Here is a 15,105-nt window from a genome sequence, read left to right as displayed (position 1 = left end):
GTCCCACCTCGTTTTGGATAGCGACGGCGGGACGGTACCGCGCAAATGGACGCGGCAGGCAGTAGTTCATTCGGAACAATCACTCCCCAAAGTTTGATCGAAATGATTGGTACCAAAGGGATTATTGCCACCAAGGCCGCACAGAGTCGCTAATCGGAATATCTTCACATAAAACACATACACAAACCTTGATGCGTCACAGTATCACACAAGGCGCTACTGACAGATCCCCTACAAGCAGCACAACGAGAAGGTGAGTTAGGTAAACTAGGTGATCAACATCAACAGAGTGCCAGCATTCTCGTTGAAATCCCGAAACCGGCTGATTTAAATGGAACTCCGTAGAACGCTACCCCCTCTCTAACCCAGGATTTTTTCCCGACGGTTAGATTCGTTCCAAGTCTATTGCGGTCCTCGTTCCCCCTTTCTCTCCTTAACCCCCCAAACTATCAAATCTCCCCCGGATCTTGGGTGGTCGGTGCATAGCATGAAAAACACAGATTGGACTCGTGAAAATAATCGCAAGCTTCGCAAGCACGGACGCGCTCGTCGGCGTCAGGCGCATCAGAAATTAGCGAGCGAACGGCTGGAAATTCGCGATCTACTCGCATTGACCACCATCGATTTGGTGGAAGACCTTACCATCGCTGCGGGGACGACTCGCGACATCACGCTCGACCATGTCAGCGGCGCTTCGTCCGTACTGGTCGGCTTGAAGATCAAGGGAACCGCCGGCAACTTCGATCCGGGCATTCCGCTGATCCATGTGAAGGACATGCCTTCGCAGGTGATCACGCCGGTTAGCGCCATGGCCAACGTCAACGGCACGACCGATAGCCTGGTCTTCTTTCAGATGGGGACTTCAACGCTGACGATCGAAGTCGGCGGCAACGGCGGCGGCGAGTTCCAAGCCGAAATCTTCCTCTTCGGCGACGCGAACGGCAGCGGCATGACCTCCGAACAGGAATACATGCAGGCCAGCGCCGCGCAGATCCAAGCGGCCGGCACGGGGAACCAAAATACTGCGCTCTACTACAAGTCGGTTTGGGGAATCGACTTGAACCAGTCGCAATACGACTATGAGTTCGACCTCAACCAGAACGGCAAGGTCGATTCCAACGAACTCAGCTGGGTTCAGAAGAACCAAAACGTCACCGTTAAGCTCGACCTGATCGGCGACATTGACCCGCCGACGATCACGGTCGCCCTGGTCAACGATTCGACCGCCGTTGGCTATCCGGGCGGCGCCACCGACGGCGTCACCAATGTGATTCCCGGCGCCACCGACGTTGCGATTCGCGGCACGATCACCGACTTCAGCAACATCACCGCCGCCACGATCAGCGGCGACAGCAGCTCGGTCAGCATCTTCGACCACACCATCGCCGAATCGAACACGGCCGATGTGCGCAACATCACGTTCGGCCTAAGCCGGAACGACCTCGAAGCGTTGTTCGGCACCGACGTCACCGTCGGTGGTCCGTACACGCTGATGCTGAACGCGACCGACGACCTGGGGAACACTTACTCCACCCCGATCACGTTTACGTTCGAGTTCGATTCGACCGATCCGACCACTCCGTCGGTCGACCTGAATGCCGGCAGCGACAGCGGAACTTCCAACACTGACAATCTGACCAACGCCAACACGCTGGTATTCGACGTTGCGACCGAAGCCGATTCGCTCGTCGAATTGTTCGTCAACGGCGTTTCGGCCGGGACCAAGCTCGACTCAGGCTCCGGCGCCGTGCAGTTCAGCCTCACGTCGCAATTCGTCACCAGCGGCAGCTACGACATCAAGGCCGTCGCTTACGACGCCGCCGGCAACATGAGCATGGATAGCTCCATCCTCACCGTCAACATCGATCGCGCCATCGCCGCGCCTGGCATCACGCTGACGAACAATGTCGTGGAAATGGACGCTTCGCCCACTCGCACCATCGACGACAACGGCGACTTCGCCGTGACCGTTGAAGCCGGCTCCACCGTTTCAATCGGCGGCGTCCAGGTGACCGACAGCGACAAGGACGGCAAGATCACGATCAACGACGTAGCTTTGGCGGTCGGCGTGAACACGCTGCAGGTCAACTACTCGGATCTGGCCGGCAACAGCGACACGACGACTATTGAGATCGTCCGCAACCAGACTCCGGTCATCGACGGCACGAGCCTGGACGGATCGAGCCTCGGCGAAACGACCCCGACCAACGTGAACAATCCGCTGACGCTGAGCGGCTTCACGGTCGACCTGACCGCCGCCAGCAAGGACGCGGGCGAATCGCTCTCGTATGAAGTCTTGGGCGTCGACGCCCTTGATGAAAACAAGGCGTCGCTCGGCGCCTCCGGCGTGGTCGTCACGGTCGGCACGGGAGGTATCGTTACGATCTCCGATCCGGGTGGCGCCCTCAACTTTGAAAACGGCGTTCGCTTCCTGACCTTCACCGTCAAAGCGACCGACAACAAGGGTGACGGCTTCGAAAACAACCCGGGCGAAGGCCTGACCTCGGCCGGCGTCACCTTCACCATCGACGTCACGGATGTAAACGAACAGCCGACGCTGGCGCCGACGACGGTCGCTGGCGACATCGACGAAAACAGCACCGCCGGTACGGTCGTCACCCTCAGCGCGCCGCTCGTAGCGTTCGATCCGGACAATTCGGACGGGATGAACCTGCAAACGCTCACGTATTCGATCGTCCCTGACGCCGGCGCCGGCAAGCTTCCGAACATCTTCCAAATTGACGCAACCACCGGCGTCATCTCGTTGGTTGCCAGCGACACGCTCAACTACGAAGTCACCAAGTCTTACACGCTGTCGGTCGTCGTTTCGGACGGTACGCTTACCAGCCAGCCGATCACGGTCAGCATCAGCGTCAACGACCTCAACGAAACGCCCGAGATCACCAACGCTCCGACTGCCGGCACGATCGCCGAAAACTCGGCGCCGGGAACCCTCGTTTCGCTGAACGACGTCTTTGCGAGCGCCGACCCGGACAACGCCGATGGCGAAAACCTGCAAACCCTCACCTATCAGTTCGCCGCTGGCGGCGACGGCGGCGGTTTGTTTGCGATCAACGGCACGACCGGCGCCATCTCGCTGGCTCCGATGCAATCGCTCAACTTTGAGCAAATGCCGAACACCTTCGACTTGAAGGTCGTGGTTGTTGACAACGGTTCGCCGGTAGAGACCAGCAGCGAAGTCACCGTCACCGTTAGCGTCACCGACGTCAACGAAGCTCCGACCATCGACACCGCCCCGACCGGCGGCAACATCGACGAAAACTCGGCGCCGGGTACCGCGGTCATACTCACCGGCGGCTCGTTCACCAGCTCCGATCCTGACAACGCCGACGGCGCGGGCCTGCAAAACCTGACCTACGCGTTCGACACGAACGGCGACGGCGGCGGCCTGTTCGTGATCGACGGCGCCACCGGCGCGATCTCGCTCGCCTCCGGCAAGTCGCTCAACTTTGAATCGATGCCGAACACGTTCGACCTGAAGGTCGTCGTCACCGACGACCAAACGCCGGCTCTGAGCAGCACTCCGGTTACCGTGCACGTTGTGATCAACGACGTCAACGAAGCGCCGGTTTTGAACACGACGCTTTATCCGATTACCGAACTGCTGCTGCAGTCGATGAGCGGCGGCAGCACGGGGCTGACCATCGACGTCACTGACCCCGATTTCGGCGACGTTCTCACCTTCAGCAGCACCGGCGGCGGCACCGGCGACTCGCTGTTTACGGTGAACAGCGACGGCACGATCAACTACACCGGGCCCGTCACTCCAGGCGACTATACGCTCAACATCAATGCGGTCGACGATGACCCCACGACGCCGCTGGGCGTCAACGGGACCATCACGATCCGCGTGCTCGACAACCTCCCCCCGGTCGTCGATCAAACGACGTTCGACGTGCCGGAAAATCTCCCCAACGACGACCTCGCGTTCACGCTCACGTTCTCGGAGCAGAACGGTGAAATGGACGGCATCAAGGGCGCCACTCTGCTGACCAACGCCGGCGGCGCCTTCAAGCTCGGAACCTTCTCGAACGACAGCATCGGCGTCCTGGTCAACGACTCGTCCAAGCTCGACTTCGAATCCATCACGCCGCTGACGTTCACGGTTCGCGTTACCGACAACGTCGGCAGCTTCGGGGATTACCTGATCACGGTCAACCTGACCGATCAAAACGACGCCCCGGTCTACGGCGGCGGTCTGACCTTCAGCGTGGACGAATTCGTCGCCGCCGCGCCGCCGACTGCCGGCACTCCGGCCGACGACACGGAAGTCTCCCCTTCGCTCGATCTGTCGGTGGCGTTTACCGACCAAGACGGGGACATGTTGATGTACACGATCGACGCGTCGACCGACCCCAACGGCATCTTTGCGATCGTCAACGACAAGTTGGTCGTCGCCAAGCCGGAACTAGTCGATTACGAAAGCGATACGTCTTACACCATCAAGGTTCAAGCGTTTGATGGCGACGTAACCACTTCGCAAGAGATCCAAATCGACGTCAACCAGCGGAACGAACTCCCGCTACCGCTCGACGGCAGCAATATGCCGCTCACGGCAACCGCCGGCGTCGTCGAACTCGGTACGCTGAACGTCCTGTTCGACGATCTCAACAACATGGTCGGCATGGAACTGCCAGGCGGCAAGAACCTCTTCTCGATTCTCAACATCGGCGCCGATCCGGAAGGGGATACGATCCTCTACACCCAGGCCGGCAACACCAGCTTCTTCACACTGGAATCGGACGGGACGATCAAATTGGCCCAGGTGATTGCCGAACCGATGGGCGACTTCACCGATTACGACATCAGCTTCACCTATGCGGACAACAACCCAGGCGGTTCGACCGCCTCGGCCGACGTTGGCGTCGGCCTGGTCCACTTCACCTTGCGGGTTCTGAAAAACATCCCGCCGGTGATCGCGACTCCGGGCGGCACCAGCACCACGATCGCCGAAAACTCGGCGAACGACACGGCGCTGCCGACCGTGACCCTCAGCCTGTCGGACGCCGATCCGATGGACACCGTGGGCGTACCGACGATCGCCGTCTCGGCGTTCTCCGACGCCTTCAAGCTGGTCGAAACCGGGATGGGGACCAACGTCTACACCGTCGCGGTCGCCGACTCGACGAAGCTCAACTACGAGACGATCCGTCAGACCTTCGCCAGCGGCGTGATTCCGATCACCATCAACGTGATGGACAACCGCGGCGGCGCCGCCGTCCCGGTCGTGATCAACATCACGGTCACCGACGTCAACGAAGCTCCCTCCTTCGACGCCCCGAGCTTCACGTTCAACATCGACGAAATGGCGCCGGACAGCACCACCAAGGTCGGCGACGCTCTGAACGGCCCGGCCGTTGCGGCGACCGATCCCGACTCGGGCGACGACGGCGTCACGCCGGCCAGCGACGCCAGCTTCTCACAGCTCAAGTTCGTCTTGAGCGGCACCGGCGCCGAAAACTTCAACATCGACTCCAACGGCGTCATCACCGTCGCCGCCGGCGCGATGCTCGATGCCGAAACGACCAGCCAGTATGCGTTGACCGTCTCGGTGACTGACCAAGACGGCTTGGGTCTGTCGGCCGCCACGGTATCGACCGTCACGATCAACATCAACAACGTCAACGAAGCTCCGGAAACGAGCGGCGAAACTCCGGCCGCGATCGTCATTGACGAATCGCAGCTGTTCGTCGGCGGCAACCCGAACTACGCCGGCGAAGGGGTCTACAACACCCGTGACGGCTACGAACTTCGCTTCGCGATCAGCGACATCGTCGATTCGCTGGGCAACCCGATCTTCAGCGACGTCGATGACGCGATCAGCGCCTTGAGTTTCTCGATCGTCGGCATGCCGACCTATTCGGCCAACGATTCGTTCTTCGACATCAGCGTCGACACGATGACCGGCGAACTGGTCGTCCAGATGTTCCACTACCTGCCGTCGCAAAGCCGACTGCCGAAGACGATCACGATCCAAGCCGAAGACGCCGGCGGCCTCTTCTCGGCGACCGCCGATCTGACGATCAAGTTCGAGGTAGAAAACGTCGTCGACGTCCAGATCCGTGCGGTCAAGGCCCTCTCGACCGACGACGGCACCAACGGCGGCGTCACTTCCGCAGATCTCCCAGGCTCCAGCAACCTGGTTCTGGTCGCCGACAACGCGTTGGACAACACGTTCTACTACGAAGTCTGGATCTCGATGAACTACGGCATCGACCAGGCCGCTCCGGGTCGGGTCTACTTCGACGGCCTCAGCTTGTTCAACTTGAACCTGCAATACGACAACCGTTACCTCAACGTCGTCTCCAGCGGATTTGAGCAACTCGCCAACACGCCGATCGCCGGTCTCCAGCCGACCTTCACGACCAACGGCGATGACGGCTACATCTTCAACATCGTCGGCTTGATGTCGTCGATTAACCCCAATGAACAAACGGGCAACGGCGCCTACTTCTTCCCGAATATGGACGCCGGCGATTACGTCCGCGTCGCGTCGCTGGAATTCACGCTCGACCAGAACCTGATGGAACCGGGCACGACCGACCAGTTGATCTCGCTCTACTATGAGGACCCGACGCCGCTCCAAGATCCGAACGGCGGTCCGCTGAAGTTCCTGCTCGATCCTACCGGCACCGGCACTTCCTTGCCTGGTACGACCGAGTCGCAGGTCGCCACCGTCAATTACGATCAGGTCTCGGAAAACTCGACGTCGACCGAAGTCGTCACCGACTTCCTGGTCTTCAACATCGCGAGCACTCCGTTCGGCCTGGACTTGTCCAAGAGCACGCTCGACGGTTCCGCGATGACGGCCCAAGGCGCCACCGGGGCCACCGGCGCCGTATCGGGCAACCTGTACGTGCAAATCCTCGACGCCTTTGGCGGAACTTCCCAAGTCCGCATCGTTGGCGCCGACCTGAATTTCGGCGACACCGGCAATTACACTCCCGCCACCGCGAATAAGGCGGGCGCGGAATTGACGGCTGCCGCGAACTACGGTCTGGAACAAGGGACGTCGACCAACATTGCGATCCGCAATGAAGGCCTGCAACTCTCCTCGCCGATCACGCTCGATATCAACGGCCCCTTCTTCGGCGCCAGCATCGGCAAAATCGATTCGACGGCGATGGACTTCGTCTTCGACAGCGGCGACGTCGTCAGCACGCTCGCGATTACCCAGACGACGACGATTGGCGGCGTGACGTCGATGGCTGGCTTTACGGTCAGCAGCAGCGGGGTGGAAAACTCGACGATTCAGGCCACCGAAGCCGGCGTGGCGAATGACCTGACCGACGACAACATTACGATCTCGCTCGACCTCAACCGTCTGCTGTTCAGTTCGGATGCGTTGGACACCGTCGGGTTCGCCATGGACCTGTTCGCCGCCGGTAAGATTATCGCGACCTACAATGGCGGCGTCGTCAATCCGCCGTTGATGGGTACCGTCTCCGCCAACGGCGGGCAACCGCTGGAAGAAGGAAGCGGCGTCTTCCTCTCGGTGGTTGACGCTCCGACCACCGTTGACGCTTCGGGCGAAATCGCCGCGCTGCCGGTCAGCGAAACCTGGCTGAGCGAATGGGACACCTTCTGGGTGGAAGTGTGGGCCAACACGGCCGACGCCTCCGGTATCCAGTCGGGCGCCGTCGACCTGAAGTACAACACCGACCTCTTCAGCGCCGTGAAGATCGAATACGCTTCGTCGTTCGATCAAAACCGTACCGGCCTGATTAGCGACGGTTCCGGCTTGATCACGAACCTCGGCAGCGGCACCTTGGCTGATGGCGTCGGCAAGGGCGGCTTCGTCCTGCTTGGCCGCGTCAAATTCCAATCGCTGGTCAATGACGGCCTGTCGATCGAAGAAGGTCTGCAGTATGGTCCGGCCGACCTCGGCCTGGAAATCACTCGCGGTCAGCTGGAACTGGCCGATGTCGGACTCACCCGCGCCGCGACCAGCGAAGCTCCGAGCGTCGACGTCTGGGCGGTTCCTTACGACCTGGATGACGACGGCAACGTTTCGCTGATCGACCTGATGCAGTTCGTCCGCAACGTCGGCACCACGTCGATCGCCGTCGACAACGCCTTGTCGGCCGCCACCGACTTCAACAACGACGGCTACACGTCGCTGGAAGACCTGACGCAGCTGGTTCGTAACGTCGGCGTCAGCAAGGCGACCGCCTACAACCTGATCTACCCGACCACGTTCACCCAACTGTGGGTCGGCAGCGGTCTGGTGACCAGCGGCCCGGATACGATCGACTCGATCTTCAAGGCCGCCAACGAAGCTTGGGCCGATGCCCTTGGCTTGGACGAGCCGCTTGACGTTCGCTTGGAAGTCACCAACCTGGGCGGCGCTCAGTTGGGTGAAGCCAAGCTGGTCGGTTTGGACGAAGAAGGCCTGCCGGTCCGCGGCGTGCTGACCATCGACGACGACGGCGCCGGCTTCGGCTGGTCGACTGATCTGACCAATGGTCCGAGCAGCGGTCAGTACGACCTGTACACCGTGATGCTGCACGAACTGGGTCACTTGTACGGCTTCATGCCGCAGTACTCGGCGTTCGGCGATCAACTGCAAACGTTCGATGGCCAGACCATCTTCGTCGGCGACTTGTACGCCGTCGAAATGGACTCGCGCGGCGAACACCTCGACCCCGATCTCTACTCGTCAGACATCATGAGCCCCTACCTGGCTCCGGGCGTCCGCAAAGAGATCTCGGCCCTCGACGTGCAGATGATCCTGACCGCTTACGCGGCCGCCGACTCGTCGACGACCGTCGATAGCAGCCATGCTGCGTTGACCGAAGAGTCGGCCTTCGTCAACAACTCGGTCATCATCAGCCCGGTTACCGAAACGACGACCTACGACATCGAATCGGCTCCGCTGACGACCAGCTTCGTGCTGGGCGACGACGTCGCCAACCTGGCCGACGTCAGCGGTCGCACCGGCTACGCGGTGGTGATGCCCGAATCGACCCGCCAGACGCTGCAGCAAAGCGGCATCGCGTTCAAGACGCTGTCGAACTACGCGGCCGCCGAACATGAATCGATCTCGGAAGTCATGACCGACGTCGACTCCTACTTCGACGACTCGACGCTGATCGAATCGACCATCTCGGATATCGATTCGACCGAAGCGGGCGACGCCGAAGAGGGATCGGTCGACGATCTGTTCGCCGAATGGGACGAAATCGAAATGGCCTAATCGCCGTTCGATTCCCAGAGCCAACCGAAAAAGGTCGCCTGCGAAGGCGACCTTTTTTATTTCGAAGTACCGCATTCGTACGGCAAACTAGCGAATTGTCACATGACAATTTACTGGTGCCATGCTTTTGCCGCGTCTTCGCGGGATAAGCATGTCTTCAATGCGTATCAAACAGGACAAAGACATGCTCATCCGGCGAAGACGCCGCAAGAGCATGGCGCCAAATGATCGAATACTTTCGCGTGACGTCGCACTACCGTAACGGAAAGGTCATCGGCGATCCGCCGTCACGATCGACCTGATAGCAATCGAGCAAATTGCATTCGACCGCCGTCAGCATGCCGCCGCCGACGCAAAAGGTATCGACCGCCACCAGATGGCCGTAGTCCCCCGGTACGCCATCTTTCTGCGGCGTATGCCCGACGAACGCCTGCTTGCCGTTCTCATGCGGGCGCGGCGCCAGCGGCCGCAGATGCTCCCAATAGAGGAACAGCGGAGGCTGATCCTCCAGCGGCAGATCGTATTGATAGTTGGCGTGCACGAAGAAGAACTGATCGGTCTCGAAGTAGGGGATCGTCGCCGACAAGAAATCCCAGTGAACGTCAGGGACCTTCGTGAGACTTCCGCCGTAGCTCTGCATCGTTTCGGCGCCGCCGCATTCGCGCCAAAAGTGAAGCTGTTCGCTGCTGGTCCGCGAGTTCAACATCATGATTTCATGATTTCCACGCAGAAAAATCATCCGGCAGCGCTGGCTCCACTCGAGCAGCAGGTCGATCACGCCGGCCGAGTCAGGCCCGCGGTCGACATAGTCCCCCAGCATGACGACCGTATCGTCCACGCGGGGCGCGATCAGCGCCAGCAGCCCGGCGAGCGCGTCGCGGCATCCATGAACGTCGCCGATCGTGAAAATTCTGGAACGAGAAGTCATCGTCTGCACTATCGAGGGTGAATTGCTTGGCGCCCATATTCTACGTCATGAATGGCGAAATGGGGCGAGCGTTTTCCCTTGGCCTTCCGCCCCCAAAAGTCAATCAAAAACGACGTGGTCTCCCCACTTTTCGCGGAAGCGGGATTCCATTAGTTTGGCCTTACCCAGCGGCGTCAGGCGGACGCCCCCGGACTAGCGACCATGTTTATCAATCATGAGGAGAGGCAATGAGCGAACTGGACCTGAACATCGATGCAAGCCGCGCACGCCAGCAACGACTTTGGAACGCACTCGCCTCGGTTGAGCTCGATGCGATTATCGTCACGCAGATCGAACACATTCAGTATTTGGTCGGTCCGCGTTTCGCCTGGGTCCATCAACCGGTCGCCGTTCTCTTTGCCGACGGAACCGCGACGCTGGTCGCTCCGAACGAACCTCCGGCCGCCGCTGCCGCCGACGAAATCTTGACCTACGAAGCGCAATGGCTCTGTACGCTACGCAACGATCAGCGTCAGGCGAGCAGCGAAGTGCTGCTGAACTACCTGAAGTCGCGCGGCAAGCTGAGCAAGATCGGCGTCGAGTATTCGACCTTCTCGCTCCACATGTCGCAGCAGTTGGACGCAACGCTGGTTGACGTCGAACCGACGCTCTATCAACTCCGCCGCAAGAAGGATCCCGATGAACTTGCGCGTTTGAAGAAGGCGATCGACGGCACCGCCCGCATGTACGAGGTGGCCCGCGACATGGTCCGCCCCGGCGTCAGCGAACTGAACGTCTTCAACGCGCTGCAAGCGGCCGCGGTCAAAGAATATGGCGAAATGCTGACCGGCACCGGCAACGACTACGCCAGTGGAGAGAAGGGGGGGCCGCCGCGCGATCGCCTGACGCAGGATGGAGAACTTTACATCCTCGACCTCGGCCCGGCGTTTCGGGGTTACTTCGCCGACAACTGCCGCACGATCGCCGTCAATGGCAAGCCGACCGACGAACAGCAGCAAGCGTGGGAATACGTGATGCAAACGTTCGATCACGTGAAGCGGACCGTTCGCCCCGGCAAGAGCTGCAAAGAGCTGTTCAACGAAGTCGTTGCGATTCTAAGCGCCGCGCCGATCGGCGTCTTCGATCATCACCTGGGACATGGCATCGGCCTCTTCCCGCACGAAGCGCCCCACCTCAACTCGTGCTGGGACGACCTCTTCGCCGAAGGGGACGTTTTCACCGTCGAGCCAGGCCTCTACGACGAGAAGTTGCGGTTCGGCATGCGTCTGGAGAACGACTACCTGGTCACCTCCAGCGGCGTTGAGCTCCTTTCCGACTTCCCGATTGGACTGACCTAACGCAGGTCAGTTCATGTTGGGATCGGTCGGCATTCCCTTCAGATGGAGCGTCGACCGCATGATGTCGGAGCCGATCTTGCCGGTCACTTCCTTCCAGAGCCGTTCCACGTCGGTCGTAAAGACGTGGTCGGCTACGGCCGGCAGCAATAGCCAACCCCCGGCGTCCATCTCGGCCTCGAGCTGATGCTGACCCCAGCCTGAGTAACCGATAAAGATCCGCTTTGGTTCGATCTCGTCGCGCACGAGTTTTTCGATGTTTTCTTTGTCGCTCGCGAAATAGACCCCCGGCAAGATTTCGATCTCTCCGGCCGGCGGATGCCCATGCAGCGCCATCAGCGGCCCTTGAACCGGACCGCCCAGATAAACCGGGCTCTCGTCCTCGATTTCCTCCCCGGCGACTTCCTGCCACATGGCGGACATCGTCAGCTCAGTCGGACGGGTCAGAACCAGCCCCAAGGCGCCTTCCTCGTCATGCTGGACCATCAAGACGACGGTCCGCAGAAAGTTGGGATCAGGCAAATGAGGCGACGCAATCAGCAATTGACCCTGGAGCGACTGCATGGTGCGAAACCTCGTGCGGCGAACTAACGAGCGAACGAAAGCCTGATTCCCTCTATTTTTGTTCCGACCGCCGCAAAAAACTAGGGTGCGCACTTTTTGGCCAGGGGCCAGACAGTTAGTCAGATTCGACGTACGCCTTCGAGCCGTACGGATCGCGCCAGATGCAACCGCCCCACGACCAACCGACGCCGAAACCAACCATCACATGCTTGCGATGCGCTTCGAGGCGTCCCTGTTTCCGCAAGTCGTGGATCAGGATCGGAATCGTCGCCGAGACGGTGTTGCCATACTTGCTCAGCTCGATCGGCATCCGCTTTTCGTCCAGCTCCATCCGCTCTTGCAACTGCTCGAGCATCTTGCGGGTCGCTTGATGGAACAGATAGAGATCGAGTTGCTGACGATCCATCGACGCCGCGGCGAGAATGTTCTCGACCAATTGCGGAACGGCGCCAACAGTGAAGCTGATGAGGCTCGGGCCGTCCATGTACAACCGGCTGCTCCATCGTTTGCGATGACGCGGTTGAATCGCATCTTCGGCCGGTCGCGCGCCACCTTCGGTCGCCAGCAGCGTGTCGGCGCCGGTGCCGTCGGTTCCAAACTGGAAGCCGTAGAGCTCTTGCTTGTCGCTAGCTTCGACGAGCGTCGCCGCCGCGCCATCGCCGAAAATCGTGCGAATACTGCGGTCATCGGGGGCGATGTACTTGGAATAGGTCTCGGCCGTGATCAGCAGCACGCGACGCGCGACGCCGGAGCGAATCAAGCCGTCGGCCATCGCCAGGCCGTAAATATACCCAGAGCAGCCCAGATTGAAATCGAGTGCGCCGCAGCTGGTCGGCAGGCCAAGTCGATCTTGCATCAAGCAAGCGGTCGTCGGCAGAGGATAGTCCGGGGTTTGCGTGCAGAACAGCAGAAAGTCGATCGACTTCGGATCGACCGCATGTTCTTCAAACAGACGGAGCGCAGCTTTCACGCCCAGATCGGAGGCGCACTCTCCTTCGGCGGCGACATGACGTTGATCGATCCCCGTCTTGGCGGCGATCAGGTTCATGTCCCACTGAGGGAACTCTGCCTGCAGCTGTTCGTTCGTTTCGATCCGTTCCGGCAAATGGATAGCGATCGGTCCGATCGACGCGTACTTCACAAAGCGTCCTTTGCTTTATTACCCAAGCGGAAGATGTCGCCGTGCTGTGGACATCATTTACCGTTACTTGTTTGCCTAACAGAGCTTAACGAATCTGGGAAAGTAGGGAAGACCGGATTGGCGCAGGAGACGTTCGACCTTGACTTGCAAGCGTCGTTTTTTTTACGCTTCGCTCGCTTCATGGACACTTCATCGCAGATCAGTTACGGATAGCCGGGTCATGAGTTCGCACCGCATCTCCCGGCGACTTTTCGTTTCGGCCGCACTGGCGGCCGGAAGCGCTCCATGGTTTGCTTGGGCAGATACCCCAGAATGGCCAGATGAACGGCAGATCCCGCCGTTTGCCATCCACGCCGACTTTGCGATCGAGACCGTTCCCCAGTTCGAAGGGGAGCTGGCCGGCCTTCGCCGCGATCTCGCTACCTTTCTTACTTTGCCCCAACAGCCAACCGAGATCCACGTTTATCTGTTTGCGTCGGCTTCCACCTATCGTGAGTACGTCACGCGCTACTTTCCTGGCGTACCGCAGCGGCGGGCCTTATTTATCCAGGCCAATGATGTGCCGATGGTCTTCGCCCATCGCTCGCCCCATCTGCTGACGGACTTACGACATGAATGCTGTCATTCCCTGATCCATCAGGCCCACAAGGATCTGCCGCTGTGGCTCGACGAGGGAATCGCCGAATATTTTGAACCGCCGCAGGGCAACCGCCGCAATCGGGGCGACTACCTGCCGCAGGTCGTGCAGGAAGCGAAAATGGGGGAGATCTCTCCGCTGGTAACGCTCGAGCGACTCCGCAGCGTCGACGAGATGGGAGATCGCCAATATCGCCACTGCTGGGCCTGGGTCCATTTCCTGCGACATGGCCCGGTCGGCGCTCAGCAGGCGCTTAGTCAGTATCTCTCGGCCCAGCGCCAACAGCCGCCGGCGCCGGTTTCCTATTTCCTCCGTGGTCAATTCGCTGATCCGGAAGCGGACTGCAGGCGATATCTGATGACGCTCGGCTCTTAACCAAGCCCTGCTGACCAGAAATTTACGCACCCACGCCATTCTGCGCAGTCTGCCAAAGTATCGATAAACCGAACCTGGTAGATTTCCTCATTTTCCGCTTCGCGGTCGGTCGAAGTTTATCTCCACGTGGCGGTATTCGCTTTGCGATAGCCGCCGCATCCACCAATTCCATCTGGCGTCGTTTTGAAGGGACTCAAATTGACCGCCGTTCGTTTCCTGCGTTATCTCTACCAGGCTCACCTTTCCTCGCCGGCCCATCAGCGCGAGATCTATCGCGAGATCCGCCAACATGCGCCGATCACGCGTATCGTTCAGATCGGCGTCGGGGATGGCGTTCTCGCGCAGAAACTGATTGATTTCGCCCAGCAATACGCCGGCGAAACGCAAATCGAGTACACCGGCATCGATATGTTCGAAGCCCGCGAAAAGAAGGATGGATTGGCGCTGAAGCAGGCGCACAAATGTCTTGTCGCGACCGGCGCGAAAGTGAAGCTGACGCCCGGCACGGCGTCGATGGCGCTCCCTCGCTTGGCCAACAGCTTGCCCAATACGCAGCTGCTGTTGATCGCGGCTGACCAAGAGACCAGCGACGTCAACGCGGCGATCAGCTGGTTACCGCGAATGTTAACGGAAAAGAGCGTCATCTTCTGGGAGCGTTTAGGGGACAATGGTCTCCATATCGAAAAGCTCTCACTTTCGCACTTCGCCACTTCCAATTCTGCCCGTCGCGCCGCTTAAGCTGCAAGAAATTCGCAAACGAATCCTTTCGCCGGTTCGTCGAGTATAAGAAGGGAAAACGCCAGTTCCGCCCGACGGATTGGCGTTTCTCCCAGCGGCGCGAATAATAAGCAAATCGCCATGGGACGCGATTCGCCTTCCTTCGTCGTAATGGCTACGATGGAGGTTAAG

The 15,105-nt window shown here is 59.8% G+C and carries 7 protein-coding genes; 4 read left to right on the top strand and 3 right to left on the bottom strand.

The window, feature by feature from the left end; all coding sequences use genetic code 11:
* Positions 1-610 precede the first annotated feature (610 nt).
* Positions 611-9,217, top strand: coding sequence for a cadherin domain-containing protein (locus LOC68_RS27105; RefSeq protein ID WP_230224935.1), 8,607 nt, complete (start codon positions 611-613; stop codon positions 9,215-9,217).
* A gap of 253 nt (positions 9,218-9,470) precedes the next feature.
* Here LOC68_RS27105 and LOC68_RS27100 read toward each other — a convergent pair whose 3' ends face one another.
* Positions 9,471-10,145: a metallophosphoesterase family protein gene (locus tag LOC68_RS27100; protein ID WP_230224934.1), complete on the bottom strand. Its 675-nt coding sequence runs from the start codon at positions 10,143-10,145 to the stop codon at positions 9,471-9,473.
* 227 nt (positions 10,146-10,372) lie between these two features.
* Between LOC68_RS27100 and LOC68_RS27095 the strand changes: the two genes are divergently transcribed.
* Positions 10,373-11,482 carry a M24 family metallopeptidase gene (locus tag LOC68_RS27095; protein WP_230224933.1) on the top strand — a complete coding sequence of 370 codons (1,110 nt, stop codon included), beginning with the start codon at positions 10,373-10,375 and terminating at the stop codon, positions 11,480-11,482.
* Positions 11,483-11,488: 6 nt separating this feature from the next.
* Here LOC68_RS27095 and LOC68_RS27090 read toward each other — a convergent pair whose 3' ends face one another.
* Positions 11,489-12,043, bottom strand: a complete 555-nt coding sequence (locus LOC68_RS27090; RefSeq protein ID WP_230224932.1) for a YqgE/AlgH family protein — start codon at positions 12,041-12,043, stop codon at positions 11,489-11,491.
* Between the two features lie 115 nt (positions 12,044-12,158).
* Positions 12,159-13,184: a ketoacyl-ACP synthase III gene (locus LOC68_RS27085; protein ID WP_230224931.1), complete on the bottom strand. Its 1,026-nt coding sequence runs from the start codon at positions 13,182-13,184 to the stop codon at positions 12,159-12,161.
* A 220-nt stretch (positions 13,185-13,404) separates the two neighbouring features.
* Between LOC68_RS27085 and LOC68_RS27080 the strand changes: the two genes are divergently transcribed.
* On the top strand, positions 13,405-14,196 hold the full coding sequence (locus tag LOC68_RS27080) for a DUF1570 domain-containing protein (protein WP_230224930.1): 792 nt from the start codon (positions 13,405-13,407) through the stop codon (positions 14,194-14,196).
* Positions 14,197-14,394: 198 nt separating this feature from the next.
* Positions 14,395-14,934, top strand: coding sequence for a hypothetical protein (locus tag LOC68_RS27075; RefSeq protein WP_230224929.1), 540 nt, complete (start codon positions 14,395-14,397; stop codon positions 14,932-14,934).
* Positions 14,935-15,105 lie beyond the last annotated feature (171 nt).

This window comes from Blastopirellula sediminis, from assembly GCF_020966755.1.
Classification (GTDB): Bacteria; Planctomycetota; Planctomycetia; order Pirellulales; family Pirellulaceae; genus Blastopirellula; species Blastopirellula sediminis.
Note: the sequence above shows the minus strand (reverse complement) of the source record. Positions and strands in the feature narration are given on the sequence as shown.

Excerpts from the sequence above, each read along its gene's own strand:
- LOC68_RS27100 (WP_230224934.1), bottom strand. The coding sequence starts at position 10,145 with ATGACTTCTCGTTCCAGAATTTTCACGATCGGCGACGTTCATGGATGC.
- LOC68_RS27095 (WP_230224933.1), top strand. The coding sequence starts at position 10,373 with ATGAGCGAACTGGACCTGAACATCGATGCAAGCCGCGCACGCCAGCAA.
- LOC68_RS27090 (WP_230224932.1), bottom strand. The coding sequence starts at position 12,043 with ATGCAGTCGCTCCAGGGTCAATTGCTGATTGCGTCGCCTCATTTGCCT.
- LOC68_RS27080 (WP_230224930.1), top strand. The coding sequence starts at position 13,405 with ATGAGTTCGCACCGCATCTCCCGGCGACTTTTCGTTTCGGCCGCACTG.